The sequence below is a fragment of the Mesorhizobium sp. M0621 genome, from assembly GCF_040320745.1.
In the GTDB taxonomy this organism is placed as follows: Bacteria; Pseudomonadota; Alphaproteobacteria; order Rhizobiales; family Rhizobiaceae; genus Mesorhizobium.
The window spans coordinates 85,523-105,687 of the sequence record NZ_JAMYQF010000012.1 but is presented as its reverse complement, the minus strand read 5'-3'; the positions used below and the strand labels follow the sequence as shown (position 1 = coordinate 105,687).

21 protein-coding genes are annotated in these 20,165 nt (G+C 63.4%); 9 read left to right on the top strand and 12 right to left on the bottom strand.

The window, feature by feature from the left end; all coding sequences use genetic code 11:
* Positions 1-95: 95 nt before the first annotated feature.
* The gene (locus NKI38_RS11540) at positions 96-1,571 is read left to right on the top strand and encodes an esterase-like activity of phytase family protein (RefSeq protein WP_352657552.1); all 1,476 of its coding nucleotides are present in this window, start codon (positions 96-98) and stop codon (positions 1,569-1,571) included.
* A 56-nt stretch (positions 1,572-1,627) separates the two neighbouring features.
* Here NKI38_RS11540 and NKI38_RS11535 read toward each other — a convergent pair whose 3' ends face one another.
* Positions 1,628-2,416 carry a L,D-transpeptidase gene (locus NKI38_RS11535; protein WP_352657549.1) on the bottom strand — a complete coding sequence of 263 codons (789 nt, stop codon included), beginning with the start codon at positions 2,414-2,416 and terminating at the stop codon, positions 1,628-1,630.
* Positions 2,417-2,687: 271 nt separating this feature from the next.
* Between NKI38_RS11535 and NKI38_RS11530 the strand changes: the two genes are divergently transcribed.
* A complete protein-coding gene (locus NKI38_RS11530; RefSeq protein WP_502899294.1) occupies positions 2,688-4,160 on the top strand; it encodes an MATE family efflux transporter in 1,473 nt (490 codons plus the stop codon).
* 63 nt (positions 4,161-4,223) lie between these two features.
* Here the strand turns inward: NKI38_RS11530 and NKI38_RS11525 are convergent, their stop codons facing one another.
* A complete protein-coding gene (locus NKI38_RS11525) occupies positions 4,224-5,432 on the bottom strand; it encodes an MFS transporter (RefSeq protein WP_352657544.1) in 1,209 nt (402 codons plus the stop codon).
* Between the two features lie 194 nt (positions 5,433-5,626).
* Positions 5,627-6,031 (bottom strand): SH3 domain-containing protein, encoded by a 405-nt coding sequence (locus NKI38_RS11520; protein WP_352657541.1) that lies wholly within the window; start codon positions 6,029-6,031, stop codon positions 5,627-5,629.
* A 233-nt stretch (positions 6,032-6,264) separates the two neighbouring features.
* Between NKI38_RS11520 and NKI38_RS11515 the strand changes: the two genes are divergently transcribed.
* Both NKI38_RS11515 and NKI38_RS11510 read left to right on the top strand, forming a co-directional pair.
* Complete coding sequence (locus tag NKI38_RS11515; RefSeq protein ID WP_352657538.1) at positions 6,265-6,840, top strand: TMEM175 family protein; 576 nt, start codon at positions 6,265-6,267, stop codon at positions 6,838-6,840.
* Positions 6,841-6,945: 105 nt separating this feature from the next.
* The gene (locus tag NKI38_RS11510) at positions 6,946-7,374 is read left to right on the top strand and encodes an SgcJ/EcaC family oxidoreductase (RefSeq protein WP_352657535.1); all 429 of its coding nucleotides are present in this window, start codon (positions 6,946-6,948) and stop codon (positions 7,372-7,374) included.
* A gap of 35 nt (positions 7,375-7,409) precedes the next feature.
* Here the strand turns inward: NKI38_RS11510 and NKI38_RS11505 are convergent, their stop codons facing one another.
* Positions 7,410-7,691, bottom strand: coding sequence for a hypothetical protein (locus NKI38_RS11505; protein ID WP_352633593.1), 282 nt, complete (start codon positions 7,689-7,691; stop codon positions 7,410-7,412).
* Between the two features lie 125 nt (positions 7,692-7,816).
* On the opposite strand from NKI38_RS11505, the gene NKI38_RS11500 reads away from it, so the two are divergent.
* Entirely contained in the window at positions 7,817-8,683 is an 867-nt protein-coding gene (locus NKI38_RS11500; protein ID WP_352657533.1) for an SDR family NAD(P)-dependent oxidoreductase, read from the top strand.
* A 3-nt stretch (positions 8,684-8,686) separates the two neighbouring features.
* Here the strand turns inward: NKI38_RS11500 and NKI38_RS11495 are convergent, their stop codons facing one another.
* Both NKI38_RS11495 and NKI38_RS11490 read right to left on the bottom strand, forming a co-directional pair.
* Positions 8,687-9,112 (bottom strand): low affinity iron permease family protein, encoded by a 426-nt coding sequence (locus NKI38_RS11495; RefSeq protein WP_352657531.1) that lies wholly within the window; start codon positions 9,110-9,112, stop codon positions 8,687-8,689.
* Positions 9,113-9,475: 363 nt separating this feature from the next.
* Positions 9,476-9,631 carry a YjiS-like domain-containing protein gene (locus NKI38_RS11490; RefSeq protein WP_245266380.1) on the bottom strand — a complete coding sequence of 52 codons (156 nt, stop codon included), beginning with the start codon at positions 9,629-9,631 and terminating at the stop codon, positions 9,476-9,478.
* Between NKI38_RS11490 and NKI38_RS11485 the strand changes: the two genes are divergently transcribed.
* Entirely contained in the window at positions 9,630-10,736 is a 1,107-nt protein-coding gene (locus tag NKI38_RS11485; RefSeq protein WP_352657528.1) for a LysR family transcriptional regulator, read from the top strand. The two genes, NKI38_RS11490 and NKI38_RS11485, sit on opposite strands and share 2 nt — an antisense overlap.
* Positions 10,737-10,774: 38 nt before the next feature.
* On the opposite strand, the gene NKI38_RS11480 is transcribed toward NKI38_RS11485, so the two are convergent.
* Together NKI38_RS11480 and NKI38_RS11475 are read right to left on the bottom strand one after the other, a co-directional pair.
* Positions 10,775-11,416, bottom strand: coding sequence for a DapH/DapD/GlmU-related protein (locus NKI38_RS11480; protein WP_352657525.1), 642 nt, complete (start codon positions 11,414-11,416; stop codon positions 10,775-10,777).
* 82 nt (positions 11,417-11,498) lie between these two features.
* Positions 11,499-12,002, bottom strand: a complete 504-nt coding sequence (locus NKI38_RS11475) for a CreA family protein (protein ID WP_352657522.1) — start codon at positions 12,000-12,002, stop codon at positions 11,499-11,501.
* Positions 12,003-12,216: 214 nt separating this feature from the next.
* Between NKI38_RS11475 and NKI38_RS11470 the strand changes: the two genes are divergently transcribed.
* From NKI38_RS11470 to NKI38_RS11460, 3 genes are all read left to right on the top strand, one after another.
* Complete coding sequence (locus NKI38_RS11470; RefSeq protein WP_352657520.1) at positions 12,217-12,795, top strand: SCO family protein; 579 nt, start codon at positions 12,217-12,219, stop codon at positions 12,793-12,795.
* A 10-nt stretch (positions 12,796-12,805) separates the two neighbouring features.
* Positions 12,806-13,678 (top strand): 50S ribosomal protein L11 methyltransferase, encoded by an 873-nt coding sequence (locus NKI38_RS11465; RefSeq protein ID WP_352657518.1) that lies wholly within the window; start codon positions 12,806-12,808, stop codon positions 13,676-13,678.
* A gap of 139 nt (positions 13,679-13,817) precedes the next feature.
* Positions 13,818-15,662: an aminopeptidase P family protein gene (locus NKI38_RS11460; RefSeq protein WP_352657515.1), complete on the top strand. Its 1,845-nt coding sequence runs from the start codon at positions 13,818-13,820 to the stop codon at positions 15,660-15,662.
* A gap of 77 nt (positions 15,663-15,739) precedes the next feature.
* Here NKI38_RS11460 and NKI38_RS11455 read toward each other — a convergent pair whose 3' ends face one another.
* From NKI38_RS11455 to ligA, 4 genes are all read right to left on the bottom strand, one after another.
* Positions 15,740-16,036, bottom strand: a complete 297-nt coding sequence (locus NKI38_RS11455) for an AzlD family protein (RefSeq protein WP_352657512.1) — start codon at positions 16,034-16,036, stop codon at positions 15,740-15,742.
* Positions 16,033-16,761 carry an AzlC family ABC transporter permease gene (locus tag NKI38_RS11450; RefSeq protein ID WP_352657510.1) on the bottom strand — a complete coding sequence of 243 codons (729 nt, stop codon included), beginning with the start codon at positions 16,759-16,761 and terminating at the stop codon, positions 16,033-16,035. The genes NKI38_RS11455 and NKI38_RS11450 overlap by 4 nt, the downstream gene beginning before the upstream one ends.
* 339 nt (positions 16,762-17,100) lie before the next feature.
* Complete coding sequence (locus NKI38_RS11445) at positions 17,101-17,805, bottom strand: DUF2461 domain-containing protein (protein ID WP_352657507.1); 705 nt, start codon at positions 17,803-17,805, stop codon at positions 17,101-17,103.
* A complete protein-coding gene (ligA, locus tag NKI38_RS11440; protein ID WP_352657505.1) occupies positions 17,802-20,006 on the bottom strand; it encodes an NAD-dependent DNA ligase LigA in 2,205 nt (734 codons plus the stop codon). Before ligA ends, NKI38_RS11445 begins: the two co-directional genes overlap by 4 nt.
* Positions 20,007-20,165 lie beyond the last annotated feature (159 nt).

Genomic DNA, 20,165 nt, shown 5'->3' with positions numbered 1-20,165 from the left:
TTTCGGGGAGCACGCGCGGCATCATCGATGTCGCACCTCTTTCAGCTTTTCGTCCTGCGGCCGCTCCGGCACATCTGTCACAAAGAGGACTATCCATGAAACACCTGTACCGAACCGCGTCGCTCGGCGTCGCACTGGCCTTGTTCACCGCCTTGACGCCGGCGCTCGCCGACAGCACCGCGACGATCGGCGGCCTCGTCAACAAGGGACTGGTCGGCGTTGGCCGCATCCCGGCCGCTCAGCGCGACAAGTTCGGCGAGACGTTCGGCTCCGGCTCCGGCATGGCGATCGACACATCAGGCTGGACGCACGACGCCGCCGGCTACAAGGGTTCGCTGTGGCTGCTGCCGGACCGCGGCTACAATGTCGTCGGCACCACCGACTACCGGCCGCGCCTCAACACCATCGGCATCGAATTTGCCCCGGTCGCACCGGGCGCGGCACCTGCTGCCGGCCAGGAGCAGACGGGCGTCAAGGCAACGCTCGCCGACACCATGCTTCTCACCGACGACAAGGGCGCTGACGCCACGGGCCTCGACCCGCTCAACGGCGTGCGCGCGGCGAGCGGCGACATGCCGATCCTGCCCGAAGCCAACGGCAAGCTGGCGCTCGACAACGAGGCGATCGCGCGGCTGCCCGACGGTTCGATGTTCATCTCCGACGAATACGGCCCGAACATCTATCGGTTTTCCGCCGACGGACATCTGCTGTCGGCGACCCAGCCACCGGCGGCGCTGGTGCCGATGCGCCACGGCGCGCCGAACTTCGCCTCGAACAATCCGGGTCCCGGTGCTGCCGAGCCCGATCCGAAGGATCCCGATACCGGCCGCCAGAACAACCAGGGCCTCGAAGGCATGGCGATGACGCCCGACGGCAAATTCCTGATCGCGGTGCTGCAGTCGGCGCCCCGGCAGGATGGCGGCGATTCGCCCGCGACGCGCCAGAACACCAGGGCGCTGGTCTACGACGCCTCCGACCTCGCCCATCTCAAGCTGGCGCATGAGTATGTCGTGCCGCTGCCCGTGTTCAAGGATGCCAAGGGCAACACCAAGGTGGCCGCGCAGAGCGAGATCGTGGCGTTGTCGGATCAGGCCTTCCTGATGCTGGCGCGAGACAGCGGCAACGGCCAGGGTCTGAAGGGCGACACCTCGCTGGTGCGCCAGATCTTCGTCGTCGACGTCTCGGCCGCCACCGACATCGCCGGCGGCGCCTTCGATGCCGCCGACAAGCCGCTGGCGCCCAAGGGCGTGCTCGACCCGTCGGTGACGCCGGCCAAGCTGACGCCGTTCATCGACATCAACGACAGTGCCGAACTCGGCCGCTTCGGCCTGCACAATGGCGCGCCGAACGACAAGAACAACCTGTCGGAGAAGTGGGAAGCGATGTCGGTGGTCAGCGTTCTCGATCCGAAGCTGCCCGACGACTATTTCCTGTTCGTCGCCAACGATAACGACTTCCTCGCCCAGGACGGCTTCCAGGTCGGCGCGCCCTACAAGGCCGAGGACGGTGCCGATGTCGACACCCTGTTTCTGGTCTATCAGGTCACGCTGCCGGGCCTGGCCAAGAAGTAGCGACAACACGAAGGCGGACGCGCCGAGCGCGTCCGCCTGAAAGATCGTAAAGGCTCTTACTTCAACATCTCCGCGTCCCTTGGCACGCCCGCATCGATCGGCTCGGCCGTCCTCTTCGACACCGCGCTGATCTTGCCGGCGGCCAACAGGTTGGGGCGCACGAAAACCTGTGCGACACCGTTGACCCGGCTGTAGAGGTCGATGATGTCCTGGTTCATGAAGCGCACACAGCCCGACGACGCGTTCTTGCCAATGGAATCCCACTCCGGCGTGCCGTGCAGCCGGTACATCGTGTCCTTGCCGTCGCGGAACAGATACAGCGCGCGGGCGCCGAGCGGGCTCTGCGGGCCGGGTGGCATGCCGTCCTTGTATTTCGTCAGTTCCGGCCGGCGTTGGATCATTTCCGGCGGCGGCGTCCAGACCGGCCACTTCTTCCTCGCCTGAACCACGGCGCTGCCGGTCCATCCGAAACCGGCCTTGCCCAGGCTGACGCCGTAGCGGATAGCCCTGCCGCCGTCGCCCACCAGATAGAGGAAGTGCTCGGAGGTATCGACGACGATCGTGCCGGGTCTCTCTCCGGTCGGGTCGGACACGATCTGACGTACGAACTTCGGATCGAGCTTGGCGACCGGGATTGCCGGCAATTGATAGCCCTCGTCGACGCGCGCCACATACATGCTTGCGGCATCGCCGAAAGCCGGATCGCTTGGCGGTGCAGCCACCGGCGGCGGCGCCACGTCCGTCGTGGTGCACGCCGAAAGAGCCACGGAGGCCGCGCCCAAGGCGGACGCACCGAGAAACGCGCGCCGGTTCAGGCGCTCGAAAAACAGCGGAATATCGGACATGAACCCCCCGGTCTATCCAAGATCTAGTAGGAATGCGGCCCCACGCATCGAGGATCAATATCCCATTCCTGAAGTTTTGAGAACATGATTAGATCAAGGCATGACCTGTCCCGTGGAATCGGCAATCATCGCGGACCGGACTTGAGCAATTCCAGGAAAAGTGCGTAGCGGTTTTCCGTCCGGAATTGCGTCGAAACAAAGAGAGAGCGGTTCGCCGTTTCCGTGAAACGGTGAACCGCTCTTGAGACTAACCTTCGCCGAGTTGCCCGTCATGGACGAGAAAATGCCCACGCGCCGGCGCACCGGCGACCTGACCAGCGGCCCGATCCCGCGCACGCTTCTGCTGTTCGCGCTGCCGGTGCTCGGCTCCAACGTGCTGCAGTCCCTCAACGGGTCGATCAACGCCGTCTGGGTCGGCCGTTTCCTCGGCGAATCGGCGTTGACCGCCACCTCCAATGCCAACCTCGTCCTGTTCCTGATCCTCGGCACGGTGTTCGGCATCGGCATGGCCGCGACCATCCTGGTGGCCCAGTCGGTCGGCGCGCGCGACCTGCCGGAGGCACGCCGCATCGTCGGCACCAGCGCCACCTTCTTCTTCCTCGTCTCTGTGGTGTTCGCGGTCTGCGGCTGGATCTGGGTCGACGCCATCCTGGGCGCGCTGGGCACGCCGGCCGATGCCTTGCCGCTGGCCCGCTCCTACCTGCGCATCATCTTCATCGCCGTGCCGATGATGAACCTTCTGTCCTTCGTCATGACCGTGCTGCGCGGTGCCGGCGATTCACGCACGCCCTTCTTTTTCATGGCGCTGGCCGTCGTCCTCGACATCGTGCTTAACCCGCTGCTCATCCGCGGCATCGGGCCATTCCCGGAACTCGGTATCGCGGGCTCCGCCACATCGACGCTGATCGGCCAAACGGTGAGCGTGATTGCCATTCTGATCGTGCTCTATGTGCGCGAGCATCCCCTGCGGCTGGCCGGCGCCAATCTCGCTCTGCTGCGGCCCGACCCCACCTTGCTGCGCATCGTCGTCTTCAAGGGCGTGCCGATGGGCCTGCAGATGATTGTCATCTCCGCGGCTGCATTGACAGTGATGGGCATGGTCAATTCCTACGGCTCGCAGGTCGCCGCCGCCTACGGCATCGCCGCGCAGCTATGGACCTACATCCAGATGCCGGCGCTCGCCATCGGCGCCGCGGTCTCCTCGATGGCGGCGCAAAATGTCGGCGCCGGCCGCTGGGACCGGATCGGCCGCATCGCGGCTTCGGGCGTCGGCTTCAACCTGGTCCTGACCGGCGCACTGGTTGCCGTGCTTTCCGTTTTCGACCGCTCGGTGCTGAGCCTGTTCCTGAGCAGCGATAGTGCTGCGATCGACATCGCCGTCCACATCAACACTGTCGCATCGTGGTCGTTCGTCCTGTTCGGCATCACCATCGTGCTGTTTGCCACGGTGCGCGCCACCGGCGCGGTGATGCCGCCGCTGATCATCCTGGTGATCTCGGTGCTGGTCGTGCGCACCGGCTTTGCCTATTTCATGCGCGGCGTGATCGGCGAGGAAGCGCTTTGGTGGAGTTTCCCGGCCGGTTCGATCACCTCACTCGTGCTGGCCGCCGCCTACTACCGCTTCGGTCGCTGGCGCACGATGCACATGATCGAGGACAGGCCGGCTGCCGGAGAACCGCCGGACACCGGGCTTGGCGTGCCGCGCGAACGCGCGCATCTTTCGCCTGAAACGCCGAACGGCTGAAGCCATCATGGCCCCGCTGGCCAACCCGTCCCGCTGGGCCGTCACACTGGATTGTCCGGGGTCTCAACGCCTTTGTTTCAGTCCGAAGCCCAGCGCCAGCAGCGCAAAGGCTACAATCATGCAGGCAAACGCCAGGCTCGCGGCGACGGGACTGGCATAGGTCGACACGACGCCGATGCCGATGACGGGCAAGGCGTTGCCGACAAAGCAGCAGATGAAGAAGCTGGACACCACTTCGGCGCGGCGATCCCGCGGCGCGATCTCGTTCACCACTTGCAGGCCACCACGGTAGCCGAGCGCCGCCACCACGCCGCAGCAGGCTGTCGCCGCGATCATCAGCGCTAGCGAAGCCAGCATTTGCGCCGCCACCACCAACAAGACGCTTGGGATCATCAATGCCAGCGCAGCCAGCATCGCTTTGTTGCTCTTCATGTGCATCAGAACCACGATGCTGACCGCGGTGACGATCGCCAGTTCGAAGAACAGCGCGCCGGCGACGGCGTGGTTTGTCTCATGCAGTTGCTGCGCCAGGATGCTCGGCGCCACGGCGGCGTAAAAGCCGACCAGCGCCATCGCGCCAAAGCCGGTCACCGCCGGCGCGACGAAGCGCGCACGGATCTCATCCGGGACGGAGAATTGCGGCCGCAAGGAAACCCGCCCGAGGCGGCCCGGCTTCGCCACCGTTTCGCGGGTGCGCCAGACCAGGATCGTCACCATCGCAAGTGCTGCCAGGTAGACGATGAAGATCAGCCGCAGCGGCCATGGCTCGTACTCAGCCAGAAGTCCTGAAATCAAGGCCCCGAAACCGAGGCCGAGGAAATTGGTGCTGGTGGCGATGACGCTGGCGCGCGACTTGTCCGTACCGGGAAGAAGCTCGGCAATCCATGCGGTTCCGGTCCCCGCGCCAACGCCGATCCCAAGCCCGCTCAGAATGCGGGCCACGTCGAGCGAGACGACGTTTCCGGCAAACAGGAAGACAAGCGCGCTGATGATGGCGACAAGCATGGCCGCCAGGCTCGCGGGCCGGCGACCGATAACATCGGAGACACCGCCAAACATCAGCAGTGCCGTCAGATTGCCGACGACATACACCGCGTAGATCAGCGTAAGCGTGATTTGTGAAAAGCCGAATTGCTGTTTGTAGACGATGTAGAGCGGCGTCAGCACGGTGCTGCCGGCAAACAGCACGGCAATCATCGCGGCGACGGTGGGGACTGCAAGAGCGTCGCCGCCGGCCCCTTCGTGCGTATGCGCAAAATCGCGAATGGCCATGGCCAACCTCGTCACCGATTTCGGGGATCGAGACTTTAACGCGTTTTCACCCACGACGTTCCGGCCTACAGGCACGCTCCTGACAGCACGTTGGACATTGCCTGGACGGATATCCGACGGCTTGACGGGCTCGGATCGGGGCCAGCGGCTCCGATCCGTCATGACGTCTATCGCTCAATTCCGAGCAATCTGCCTTACCGGCAGGGAAAGCCTGGTGCGATCTTGCACTTGCCGGGACGCGGCTTGTGCGGCGGGCGATGGTGCGGGGGGCGGTGCGGCCTGTGCTGCCACTGCGGCGGCCGATGCGGCGGGCGCACGATGATGATCGGCGGGCGAACGACGTGAGATCGTTCAAGATAGCCGGCGCTGGCCCAGCCGCTCACGCCGCCGCCATGGATTCTGCACCAGCCGGGCTCGCAGCCGGTGACATTCACCCTGAAGCCGGCGGGCAACGTTCCGACCCTGGCGTATCCAGCCCCCGGCCCGCTACGGACATTGAGGTTGGTCGTGGTGTGGGCGCTGTAGGCGAAGGCCGCGGCGGACGTCCCGAAGACCGCGGCCAGTATGGTCGCGATCACAAGCAGAAATCGAAATCTCATCAGTCCCTCCATTCGAACCCCGGCCGTTCGTCTGCTTCGGCCGAGGCTGCGCCGCAAGCGGAGAGGCCAAGCCAAGAAAAGTCAACATGTGGCGGCCGCAACCATTCCGACCAGCGGGGCTGATGCAGAAGTTTCCTTGGATATGGTTGAGGAAATTCTCCGTTTATCGGCCCTTCAATATCCGCTAACAGTTTACTGTCTTTCGACAATCCGGTGCGGCAAAGGTGGGGTCCATGGGCAAAGGCAGGGTCGAGGCATTCACCGACGGCGTCGTGGCCATCATCATCACCATCATGGTGCTTGAGCTGAAAGTGCCGCATGGCGAGGATGTTTACGCCCTGTTGCCGTTGTGGCCGATCTTCTTCAGTTACGTGCTGTCCTTCATCAATGTCGGCATCTACTGGAACAACCTGCACAACATGTTCCACACCGTGCAGCGCGTCGACGGCCGCGTGCTGTGGGCGAACCTCAATCTGCTGTTCTGGCTGTCGCTAATGCCGGTGACGACAGCCTTCATGGGCGAGAACCACTTTGCGCCGGTGCCGGTCGCCGTCTATGGCATCGACTTGGCGTTATGCGCCATCGCCTATACGATACTGGCCGCCGCACTGCATCGCCTGCACGGCAACGACACAGCCTTTGCCAAGGCACTGGGCAACGATCGCAAGGGAAAGATCTCGCTGGCCATCTACATCGCAGCCGTCGTGCTGACCTTCGTCAGCCAGTGGATCGGCGTCGCGCTTTATGTGCTGGTCGCGATGGTATGGCTCGTGCCGGATAGGCGTTTCGCGCGGGTCATCGAAAAGTAGCCGCTATTGCGGTAGTGTCTCAGTTTGAAATGTGACCTTGCCGTTGTCGCATCCGGCCCCCGACTTCTATACGCTTAGCGGAAAGTATCCAGGAGACGTAGGGTCATGGGCACGACGACTAGCAAGCCTGAGCATGTCGCTACCGCTTTTGCGAACGCTTGGAACCGGCATGATATGGATGAGTTTGCATCTCTGTTCGCTTCTGATGCTAATTTCGTCAACGTCGTAGGTGTTTGGTGGAAGAACCGATCCGAAATCGAAGCGGCGCACCGAGCTACTCATGACACCATGTTTCGGGATAGCCGACTAGAAGGCGATGTCTCGTCGGTCGTGGAATTGGCTCCGGGGCTTGCTTCCGTTCATTACACTTGGACCCTAACGGGAGCATCTGCCCCGGACGGGTCCCCGGCAGGGCTTAGGAAAGGCATATTGCTTCTGATTGCCCAAGAAGGGCCGTCGGGATGGCGTATCAAGGTGGCTCAGAACACTGATATTGTTCCTGGCACAATCGCCCCAACCGGCTCGAAAAGCTAACTCATGCCGACCGGACCTAAAGGCAAGACACGACCCTACTTGCGCATTGCCTTCAGCTTTTCCGCCACCGATGCGGCTAGGTCGGCATAGCGCTCCTCCAGCCGTTCCGCCGCCTTGATGATCGAGAAATCATGGCCGAACTTTTCCAGCGCCATGCGCAGCTTCTCGACGAACTCGGCTTGTTTCTCCAGCGCGGAAAACAGTGTCTTCACCTGCGCTTCGCTGATGTCGGGGTTGGCCAGCATCTGCGGCACCTCGCGCCCCATCTGGTCGCCGATGGCGGTCTGTTCCTTCAGAATTGCAACCCAGTCCGTCAATCAGGAAATCTCCATTTCTTTTGCCGAGGCAACATGCGCAGCCTCGACCGGACTGGTCAACAGAGCCTTGCGCAAGCCCGCTCCGGCGCTAAGTTCGGCGCCATCGAAGAAGGACACCATCGCCCATGATCTCCGACACTGAAATCCAGACCGCCCTGCCCGCGCTTGGCCGAGGCAACGCCGCCGTCATCACCGGCGCCGCCAGCGGCATTGGGCTTGCTGCCGCCAAGCGGCTTGCGTTGATGGGCATGAAGATCGTACTGGCCGACATCGGTGGCGCGCGCCTTGACGACGCCTCGCGCGCCGTTTCTGCGATTGCCGGAGACGATGCCGTGCTTGCCGTCGCCGCCGACGTTTCGAAGGCGGATGAGATGGACCGTCTCGCCGAAAGGGCGTTCGGCGCCTTCGGCGATGTGTCGCTGCTGATGAACAATGCCGGAGTCGGCGACAACCCCGGAAAGCCCTGGGAAAATCGCGACGCCTGGAAACGGCTGCTGGATATCAATTTCTGGGGCGTCGTGCATGGCGTCGAGGCCTTCGCACCGCGCATGCTGGCCTCGGCCAGGCCGGGTCTGATCGTCAACACCGGTTCCAAGCAAGGCATCACCACGCCGCCCGGCAACCTCGCCTACAATGTCTCCAAGGCCGGGTTGAAGACCTACACCGAAGGCCTGGCGCATGCGCTGCGCAACGAACCCGGTGCCCATGTCGCAGCCCATCTTTTGATCCCCGGCTTCACCTTTACCGGCCTGACCGAAGGAGCGACGGAAAAGCCGGCCGGCGCCTGGACCGGCGAACAGGTCGTTGATTTCATGCTGGAATCCCTGACCAGGGGCGATTTCTACATACTGTGCCCGGACAATGAGGCGGCGCGGCCGTTGGATGAAAAGCGCATGGCCTGGGCGATCGGCGACATCATCGAAAACCGCCCTGCTTTGTCGCGCTGGCATCCGGACTACAAGAAGCCTTTCGCGGCGTTCATGGAAGGCTGATCTTCACGCCGCGTGCTTTTTCGGCCCGCGCTTCTGCGCCACGGCCTTCTTCGCCGCCATGGCGGCGATATGCTCGTCGTGCCGCTTGGCCGCACGCTCGCATTTGGCGCGGATCTCCTCGACTTCGGATTCGGTCAGATGTTCGATGCCGATGAAGTGGTTGTGACCCTTGCCGACTAGTATCAGTTCGTCGAGTTTGGCCTGGATCGCCGCGCCGTCGCGATTCTGGGTGTTCTGAATGAGGAACACCATCAGGAAGGTGATGACGGTGGTGCCCGTGTTGATGACGAGCTGCCAGGTGTCCGAAAAGCCGAAGAATGGACCGGTCACCGCCCAGACGACGACGATCAGGCAGCAGACGGCAAATGTCAGCGGCAGGCCGGTTATATGGGCGACCCAGTTGGCGATCTTGGTGAAAAGCTTTTCCATTTATCGAAACCTCGATGCAGCAGCGCGATAAGAAACAACCGGCGGCCGTTTCAGGTTCCCGGCGGAGACAAATACGTCAGCGCAATCGAATGCACGCATAGAGAGAACGGGGCGAAAAACACACCTTATGGGTTTAATGTCATAGTAACCGTGCAGGCAAGAGTGCCTGTTCCTTCCGCTTCACAGCGGTTTACCTCCAATCCCTTCCGCTGCGCCACCCCCGCATGGCGGAAGGGGTTTCAGTCCGGAGAGCGCGCAGAACGGTTCCCTGAAGCAGACGGCACTACGACCGCCAGATCCCCGATGCGCGGTACCGACCGATCTTCCCAAAGCTCCATTATCTGCATGCCCGCCTCCATTGTCTCAAAGCCGCAAGCTGGCGTGGCGGGCACGCTCGCGGATCTCTTCGCGAGAAATACCAGCGTCCGCCAATGTGCTGTCCGGGGCCCGCCTCAAGCTCGCAAGCGTCCGGCGATAGGCAAGCCAGCGGGCGAAATGGGATCGAAGTTCATACAACATGATCGTCTCCTTTGGCGCGCAGAATGGCGGCGCGCTCTGGTTGGTCGAAAGCGCAAAGCATCTGCGCAAAGCGCATGCGCGATCGAGAGGATTGCGCTGGCTCGTCGGCCAGCCGAGGCGCTTGTCGCTATCCCGCCAAGCAGGATTGTCCAATGCTTCCAATGCCTGCATACTTGCGCGTGATGCTGGCTTCGCGCTACAGCCAGGGTCGCAAGGAGTTTTTCATTTCTGCAAAATGGACATTGGCTGGGACGATCTAAGATTGTTTCTCGTCGTTGCGCGGCTGGGTGGCTTGAGCGCAGCGACGGGAACCACGCGCCTCAGCGCAGCCACCCTTGGCCGACGCGTCACCGCGCTCGAAAGACAGATCGGCGAGCCGCTGTTCGTGCGTCAGCAGACCGGCTACCGGCTGACCCCGGTCGGTGAAGAACTGCTGCGGCGCGCCGAAGACGTCGAGGCAGCAATGCAGTCGCTGACCCGCTGGCGCGAAGGAAGCCTGCCCGACCGCATTGTCCGTGTGTCGGCCGGGCCGTGGACTTCGGCCTTCGTATCGGCCCATATCGGCGAGATCTGGACGGTCGACGACGGCATAAGGGTGGAGCTCGTCACCACCACCGACCGGGTCGACATCGGTCGCCGCGCCGCCGACATCGGCATCCGCAGCGACCGCCCGACCGAGCAGTGGCTGGCCGGCCGTCAGAGCGGCAAGGTCGCTCATGCCATTTATTCCGGACGCCACCTGATCAATGGCATCGCCGCCGGCTTGTTCGTCGGCGTCACCGGCGAAGGGGCGAACATCGCCTCGGCGCGCTGGCTACAAGCCCATCACGGCGACCGCATCGCCGTGCGCGGCAACAACACCCATTCGGTGCGCGAACTCGTGGCCGCCGGCGCCGGCCTTTCGGTCTTTCCGTGCTTCGTCGGTGACGGCGACCCGCGGCTGGTTCGCGTCGCTCAGCCTATCCCCGAACTCGAAACCGACCAATGGATCGTCACCCATCACGAGGAACGTCACTCCCCGCCGGTACGAAAGGTCGCCGACCGGATTGCCGCCTTGATGCGGGCGCACCAGCCGCTGTTTCGTGGCGAGACGCCGATCCGGTAAGCCTCGGGCGTCGATCGGTCGCCAACCGATGCGGGAGGTCAGAGCCCGTCGTTTTCCCAGCGATCGAGGAAGGCTTCGATCGTCATCGCCTGCATGTCTGGAACCGCTCTGGCGAGCTTTTCGACCGGCCAGTCCCACCAGGCGAGGGCTTCGATCCGCGCAGCAATATCCGGAGCGAAGCGTGGCCGGAGCGCCTTCGCCGGCACGCCTGCGACGATTGCATAGGGCAGCACATCCTGCGTCACCACCGCGTTGGCGCCGACCACCGCGCCATTGCCGATGGTGACCCCGGGCATGATCACCGCGCCGTGGCCTATCCAGACATCATGGCCAATGGTCACGGCTTTCGCTTGCCGCCGCGCGCGGAATGCAGCGTCGACGCCCAGCCAGCGAAAATACTCGTTCGGCCGGTAGCTGACCTTGTGCTGGGTCAACCGCTCGATGGGATGCTCCAGCGCGTTGATGCGGCTGTTGGCGGCGATCGAGCAGAATTTTCCGATCGTCGTGTAGATCGCTTCCGAATGGCGTTCGAAATAGGAAAAGTCGCCGACGCTCACCTCGCGCAGCACCACGCGCTCGCCGATCGAGACATAGCGGCCGAGCTTGCACGCCTTCAATTCCGCGGTCGGATGGATGCGCGGCTCGGAATCCTTCGGGACGAGATTTTCGGAACGGTCCATGCGGCGGCTTTACGCCCGAGCGATTGGTCCCGCAAGCGGGACCAATCGTCCGTCTACCGGTTCCGCGAAAGAGCTGAAGCCCCTATTGAGGCTTGCCTTTGCTCCAGACCACGTTCTGGCCATAGAGCGGCACGGTGGTGACCGACATTTTGGCCGAGCCGTTCTGCACCTGGCGCGAATGCGAGAGATAGATCAGCGTCTCGTTGGTCTTGTCGTAGATGCGGTTCACCACCTGCTTCTTCCAGATCAGGCTGATGCCTTGCTTGAACACTTCCTCGCCGCGTTCGCTCATGTCGATGTCGCCGATGATGATCGGACCGGTCTGGCGGCAGGAGATCGAGGAATCGGACGGATCCTCGAACCAGTTGCCCTTATGCAGGCGATCGATGATGCCGCGATCGAAATAGGAGACGTGACAGGTCACGCCTTCCACCTTCGGGTCCTTGATCGCCTCGACGATGATGTCGTTGCCGAGCCAGTCGACGCCGACCTTGCCGACTTCATCGGCAAGAGCCGCACCGGCGCCAAGCACAACGCATGCGGCCAACGCGCCACCGAGCAGTTTTCGCCCAATCAGTCCTCGCAAGATGGCCTCCGGGGTTCGAGTTTGCCGGTCTCAGGTGGGGCGAAGAGCACGGCATTGCAAGCGGCGGCACCGGATGAAAACGCCGCATCCGCCATGGCCGGTTGCGTCAACGCGGCACCTTTGCGTGTACCCGGTCAAACCGCTAAGACTGTTCGCCGAACCAAGGGCTCGCTTTGGCCGGCACGCCGAAGAAATTGCAAGACGGACTTTTCTGATGATGCGTTCTATCCTGGTCGGCATTCTCGTCCTTATGGCGGCTGGCATTGGCTGGCTGACCTTCGACTGGTACCGCGGTCACTATGGCGGCGAGCCCTTCGGTGCCGCCTTCACCCTGGTCGACCAGAAGGGCGCGCCGATCACCGAAGCCGCCTTCAGGGGCCAGCCCAGCGCCGTCTTCTTCGGCTTCACCCATTGCCCCGAGGTCTGCCCGACCACGCTGTTCGAACTGGCTGGCTGGCTTAAGACGCTCGGCGACGACGGCAAGAACCTGCATGCCTATTTCGTCTCGGTCGATCCGGAGCGCGATACGCCGGAAGTGATGAACGCCTATGTCAGCAATTTCTCCGACCGGATCACCGGTATCACAGGCGATCCCGACAAGGTCCATGCCATGGCCAAGTCATTCGGCATCTACTGGAAGAAGGTCGACACCGGCGACGGCGACTACACCATGGATCACACCGCGTCGGTGCTGCTGCTCGATGCAAGGGGCGACTTTGCCGGCACCATCGCCTATGGCGAAAGTTCGGAAACGGCCGTCGCCAAACTGAAGCGGCTGGCGGCGAAGGGCTGATTGCCATTTCATGACCCAGACGCGCCTGTATTTCACCACCGGAAAGATCGAGTCCGTCAGCATCTTCGCGGCGCTCGATGCAGCCTTCGAGGATGAAGGCTTGCCGATCGCCGTGCTGGAAGTCGACGAGGACAAGGATATCCACGAAGTGTCGCTCTACGCAGACGGCGACGTCGATAGGGTGGAGACCCGTTTGAAGGACATCCTTGCCGGGCTTTCCCTGTCGAAGCCGATCGAGCGCGAGCCCCTGCCCGATATCGACTGGGTGGCGCGCTCGCTGGAAGGGTTGAAGCCGGTGCGTGCCGGTCGTTTCTTCGTCCACGGTGCGCATGATCGCCGCAAGCGCCGCAGCGGCGAACTCGCCATCGAGATCGAGGCCGGCCTCGCCTTCGGCACCGGCCACCACGGCACCACGGCCGGCTGCCTGGAAATGCTGGAAAAAGTGGTGCGGCGCGAACACCCGCGCAATGCGCTCGACCTCGGCACCGGTAGTGCCGTGCTGGCGATTGCCGTCGCCAAGCTGGCGCACATTCCGGTGCTGGCCACCGACATCGATCCGGTGGCGGTGAGAGTCGCTGCCGCCAATGCGCGGCTCAACCACGTCAAGGCGTTGGTGGAAACAGTGACCGCGCCGGGCTTTCACCACCCGATCTTCGGCAAGCGCGCGCCTTTCGATCTGATCGTCGCCAACATACTGGCACGGCCGCTGATGCGGCTGGCGCCGCAAATGGCCGATCACATCGCGCTTGGCGGCTCGATCGTGCTGTCGGGCATCCTCGAGCGTCAGCGCGACGCCGTCGTCTCGGCCTATGTCGGCCAGAACTTCCGCCATATCAAAACCTTGCACCGCGAGGGCTGGGTGACGATCCACCTCAAGCATTGAGGGCCGGCAACGACCGGGCCTGGACCAAGTTCCGCCGGTTGTCAGTCAAGCGATGCTGTAGCAGTTTGCGCCGGCTGGAAATCGATTCCGATTTCCGCGACCGTGCGCTACGGTTGCGCTGACTGCAGGAGGCCCCACCATGTTCCAGACCTTCGATTCCGCGGGCGACCCGGCCGTCGGCAAACCGCGCGTGGCGCTGCTGCGCCAATGGCTTGAAGCCAACGGGCTGGACGGCTTCATCGTGCCGCGCGCCGACGAGCACCAGGGGGAATATGTCGCCGACCGTTCGGCGCGGCTGAAATGGCTGAGCGGCTTCAGCGGTTCGGCCGGCGTCGCCATCGTCCTGCGCGACCGCGCCTTCGTCTTTGTCGATGGGCGCTACACGCTGCAGGTGCGCAGCGAGGTCGATCTCGACATCTTTTCCATCGAAAGCCTGGTCGACAACCCGCCCGCCGTCTGGCTCAAGGACAACATCGGCAAGGGCGCGCGGCTTGGCTTCGACCCATGGCTGCACACGATCAGCGACGTCAAGGCGCTGCAGGCCTCAGCCGACAAGTCGGGCGCCGTGCTGGTGCCGCTCGACAAGAACCCGATCGACATCATCTGGGAGGATCAGCCCGACGCGCCGATGGCACCAGTCGAACTTCACCCGATCGGCTTTGCCGGCGAGCTCGCCAAAGACAAGCTGGCGCGGCTGGCAGCCGCGATCGGCAAGGACGGCGCCACCCACGCCGTGCTGACCGACCCCTCCTCCATCGCCTGGGCCTTCAACATCCGCGGTGGCGACGTGCCGCACACGCCGCTGGCGCTCGGCTTCGCCATCCTCGCCGCCGATGGGTCGCATCAGCTTTTCATGGACCGGCGCAAATTCTCGCGTCAGGTCGAGGCCTACCTCACCCAACTCGCCGAGCCGCATGAGCCCAGCGAATTCGAAGCGGCGATCGTGGCCCTCGCCAAGAGTGGCGCGAAAATCGCGCTCGACCCCGTGCTGGCCGCCGACAGGCTGCGCATGCTGGTCGAGCCCAATGGCGGCACCGTGATTACAGCAGTCGACCCCGCCCGCATTCCGCGCGCCACCAAGAACCAGGCCGAGATCAACGGCTCGCGTGCCGCGCATCGCCGCGACGGCGCGGCCGTGGCGAAGCTTTTGTGCTGGCTGGAGCGACAAAAACCCGGCTCGCTCGACGAGATATCAGTCGTCACCAGGTTGGAGGAGACGCGCCGGCGGACCGGCGAGGAAACCCAGATGCCGCTGCGCGACAACTCCTTCGACACCATTTCCGGTGCCGGCCCGAACGGCGCCATCATGCACTACCGCGTATCGCGCGCCACCAACCGCAAGCTTAAGGCCGGCGAACTGTTCCTGCTCGATTCCGGTGCGCAGTATCAGGACGGCACCACCGACATCACCCGCACCGTACCGATCGGCCAGCCGACGCAGGAGATGCGCGAACGCTTCACGCTGGTGCTGAAAGGCATGATCGGCATTTCCACGTTGCGCTTCCCCGCCGGCACGCGCGGCTCGGAAATCGACGCCGTCGCCCGCATCGCGCTGTGGAAGCATGGCTGCGACTTCGCCCACGGCACCGGCCATGGCGTCGGCTCATATTTGGCCGTGCACGAAGGCCCGCAGCGCATTGCCCGCACCGGCACCGAAAAGCTGCTCGAAGGCATGATGCTGTCCAACGAGCCCGGCTACTACAAGGAAGGCGCCTACGGCATCCGCATCGAGAACCTCATCCTGGTGACGCCGGCCGAAGAGGTCGAGGGCGGCGACATCGCCATGCACGGCTTCGAGACGCTGACGCTGGCGCCGATCGACGTCCGGCTGGTGCGGTCGGACCTTCTGACGCGCGACGAGCTGCACTGGCTCGACACATACCATGCCCGGGTGCTGGCCGAGATCAGGCCGATGCTCGACGGCGAAACGCTGGCCTGGCTGGAAAAGGCCACCGCGCCACTGCCGCATGACGCCAAGATTTGAGGGTGAAGCTGCCAATCTCCCCCCTCGTGGGGGAGATTGGCAGTTTCGCGACCTTTGCAAATCTCCTTGGGGAGTAGCTACCCCACAACCTGCCGCGCCAGTATCAACACCGCAGCCCCCGCCAGAAACATCGCCATCAACCCACCGCGCAGCGAAACCACTGATGTGACGGCCAATGCCGCCCATTCCGCGGGGCCGGCGTTCAACAGCTCCGGCGCCACCAGCGTCGTCAGCACCGCCGCCGGCACGGCATTGAGGCCTGCTTCCACGCGTGGATGGATGGTGTCGAAGCGGGAGATGACCAGATGCCCGCCTATGCGGGTCAGATAGGTCGCGATCGCGCCGGCGATGATGATCCAGAATGTCGTGCTCATGGCCGTGCCTTCACGCCGCTGTGGTGGGGTGGCAGGATGACCGCCAGCAGCACGCCGGCAATCGCGCCGATCGAGACATGCCAGGGCGAGCCCACCGTCTTGTAGGCGATGATGGAAGCGGCGGCGCTGGCGATGACCACCGGCAGCCACGGCGGCCGCTTGCGGAAGCCCAGGACAAGGCCGAGAAAATAGATCGGCAGCAGGAAATCGATGCCCAGCGCATGCGTATCGGGGATAAGCTTGCCGAACACCGCGCCGAGCGCGCTTTCGACGATCCAGAACAGATAGACCGGCAGACCGAGGCCAAGATACCAAGCGAAGCCAACCGTCTGGCCGGATTGCGCCCTCGTCTCGGCCACCGCGAACTGCGGATCGGTAAGGATGAAATAGCCGAGCGCTTGGCTGATGACGGGCCAGTGCGCGATGCGCCGGCCGATGCCGGCGGAATAGAGCACATGGCGGAAATTGACGGCAAAGATCGACAGCACGATCAGCCACGGTGCCACATGCTGGCCGAACAGCTGGATGCCGACCATCTGGCTGGCGCCGCCATAGACCAGCGCGCTCATCAGGAAGGCTTCCAGGACCGAGAAGCCGTTGTCGACAGCGAGCGCGCCGAACAACACCGCAAACGGCGCCGACGCCACCACGACCGGCATCGAGAGCCGCACGCCCTGCCAGAAATCGCTGCTCACGGAATTCGCGGTCAAAGTCTCAGCCGACATGTCACATTCCTAACGTCGCGCCGGTATTTAGGGGTGCGCGGTTGAAAAGTCAGACGAATTCGCTTGAGCCAACACATCAGCGAAACTGATATGCCCTGGATCGAGCAAGGCCGCGATACGCGCCCTTCGGGATTCCCTGATTCAGTTGGCTCCCTGGTGGCGCACATGCCTGTGCTTCATCGGCTGTGCACGATGACGGCAGGGCCCGAAACGCAAAACCCGCCTCTGCGGCGGGTCGTTGGCGCGAATCAGCACCATAGCTAAATAGATAGCATAACTGCCCTCACAAAGCAACCAGGCCGTGCATCGGCCCGCGCTTCGACTTGAAATCCGAAACGGCTACGGGCTGGCCAAATGCTCCGAAACCTTGCCCTCGATCGCCCGGCCCCAGTCGAGCAGCGGCTTGGCGCGCAAGGTGAAATCGACGAGTTCGTCGACCAGATCAGCCGTATGGATTCCGGCCGGATCGATGACATGCTGGACGACAAAATGCCGGTTGCGGATGGCGGCGATCAGATCAGCATCGCTGATATGCTCGAAGCCGCGTGGCGTGCGCTTCATGCGGCCTTCCGTCTCGAGTTCAAGACGGTTCTTCTTCAACGCCGCCACCAGGGCACGAAACCTGTCCGGCTTTGCCTCGATGGCTTTGCGCATCGCCAGCAGCAGCGCCGGCTCCGGCTGCCACCAGGCAATGTCGGCAAAGCAGCGCTCAAGCCCGATATGCACGTAGAACACGCCCTGCTCCATCTTGGTGCCGTCGGGCGACAGGATGGCCGACAAATGCCGGTTGTAGGGCCGCTTGTCCTTGGCGAAGCGCACGTCGCGATTGATCCGGAACAGCGACTTCTTGCGGTCGCCGCGCAGGCCGAGCCCTGCCTTCGCGAAGCGCTCGGTCAGCGTCTCGACCAGATCGCCGAAGGGATCGCGCAAATCTTTTTCGAAGAGGTCGCGATTCTCCAGGAACCACTCGCGGCTCTGGTGGAAATCCAGCGCCTTCAGGAACGGAATGGCTTTGGGGCCGAAGCCGCTGAACGGTCCGGTCATGCCTTGCCGATCCGCACCAGCCAGGCGTCCTCGTCGATGACCTCGATGCCGAGTTCGCTTGCGAGCTTCAGCTTGGAGCCGGCACCCGGCCCAGCCACGACAAGATCGGTCTTCGCCGAAACCGAGCCTGCGACCTTGGCGCCGAGGCGCTCCGCCATCGCCTTGGCTTCGGAGCGTGTCATCTTCTCCAGCGAGCCGGTGAACACCACCGTCTTGCCGGTGACCTCGCTGTCGGCCGAGACGTTGACGATATAGGGCTTCGGCTTGACCTGCTTGAGCAGCGCGTCGAGCACATCGTCGTTGCGTTGATTGCCGAAGAAATCGCGCAGCGCATCGATCACCGTGTCACCGATGCCGTTGACCGACGGGAAAACACTGTGCGGATCGGCAGCGGCCGCTGTTTCCTTGCCGACGCGGATCAGTTCCTCGATGGTCGAGAACGTCCGGGCAAGCACTGCGGCCGTCGTTTCGCCGATATGGCGGATGCCGAGCGCGAAGATGAAACGGTCGAGCTCCGGCTCGCGGCGCGAATCGATGGCCGCAAATAGCTTGTCGAGCCCTTCGTAATTGCGATCCTCGACGCTGCGCACATTCTTGCGCGTCTTGCCCGATGCGGCCTCGCGCTGCCTGGCCTGCTCTTCGCGCCGCTCTGCCAGTGCCCTCGTGACGGCCGGACGGCGGTCCCTGAGCGTGAAGATATCGGCGGCTGTCTTGATCAATCCCGCGTTGAAGAAGGTGTCTATGTTCTCCGCCCCCAGGCCTTCGATGTCCAGGGCGCCGCGTGACACGAAGTGACGCAATCCTTCCACTGCCTGCGCCGGACAAATCAGTTCGCCGGTGCAGCGGCGGCGGGAATCTTCCTTGCCGGTCTTCTCGTTGATCTCGCGCGTTGCCGGCGAGCCGCAGATTGGGCAAGTATGCGGGAACTCGTACGGCACCGCATCAGCAGGCCGCTTGTCGATGACGACGCTGACGATCTGCGGAATGACATCGCCTGCCCGCTGGATCACCACCGTATCGCCGATGCGCACGTCGATGCCGTCGCGGATCGGCTGGCCGGTGCTATCCAGGCCCTTGATGTAGTCCTCATTGTGCAGCGTGACGTTCTCGACCACCACGCCGCCAACCGTGACCGGCGCCAGCCGCGCAACCGGCGCCAGCGTGCCGGTGCGGCCGACCTGGATGTCGATCTTGAGCAGGGTCGTCATCGCCTGTTCGGCCGGAAATTTGTGCGCGACGGCCCAGCGCGGTTCGCCGGTGACGAACCCCCATCGGCGCTGCAACTCCAATTGGTCGACCTTGTAGACGACGCCGTCGATGTCGTAGCCAAGCGCCGAGCGCTGCTCCTCGATCCGATGATAATGCGCGATCAAGTCATCGGCCGATTTCGCCCGCACCATCAGCGGACTGACCTTGAATCCCCACTCCGCGAACTTCTGCACCGAATCATACTGGGTCGGAGCAGGATCCGCTGTTGTGTAGCCCCAGGCATAGGCGAAGAATTTGAGGTTGCGGCTGGCGGTGACGGACGGGTCCTTCTGGCGCAGCGACCCGGCCGCCGTGTTGCGCGGATTGACGTAGTCCTGGCCGCCGACCGCCGCCGAGCGTTGCTTCAGCGCCTCGAATTCCGCATAGGTCATGTAGACCTCGCCGCGTATCTCGATAATCTCGGGCCAGCCCGAGCCTTTCAGCTTCGAAGGAATGTCGGCAATGGTCCTCAAATTGGCGGTGATGTCCTCGCCGACGGCGCCGTTGCCCCGCGTCGCACCCTGCACGAACACGCCCTTCTCGTAGCGCAGCGAAGCCGATAGCCCGTCGATCTTCGGCTCAGCCGTGAAGGCGATGTCGAGATCCTTGTCGCGATCGAAGAACCGCCGGCCGCGTTCGATGAAATCGGTGACGTCCTGATCGGTATAGGCCTTGGCGAGGCTGAGCATCGGCACCGCATGGCGCACCTTGGCAAAGCCTTCCGCCGGGGCTGCACCAACCCTGAGCGACGGCGAATCCTCGCGCACCAGCGCCGGAAAGCGCTCCTCGATGGCAAGGTTGCGCCGCGCCAGCGCATCATACTGCGCGTCGGTGATAACAGGCGCGTCTTCGGTATGGTAGCGCCGGTCGTGCTCGGCGATCTCTTCCGCCAGACGCTTCAGCTCGGCTTCGGCCTCGCTTTCGGTCAGGGCATCGACGGGTTTTTCGGGCATGTTTTTGCACCTGGCTGCTGTTGGCCGGGACAATAGATCAGGATTCGGATGGAAGGGAGCCGAATTCTGACAAAACCACGCCGAAACAGCGGGATGGAGCCATATACTGACTCTGTTCGGACGCCGAATTTCACCGACCAGAAGCAGCCCGATCGAGAA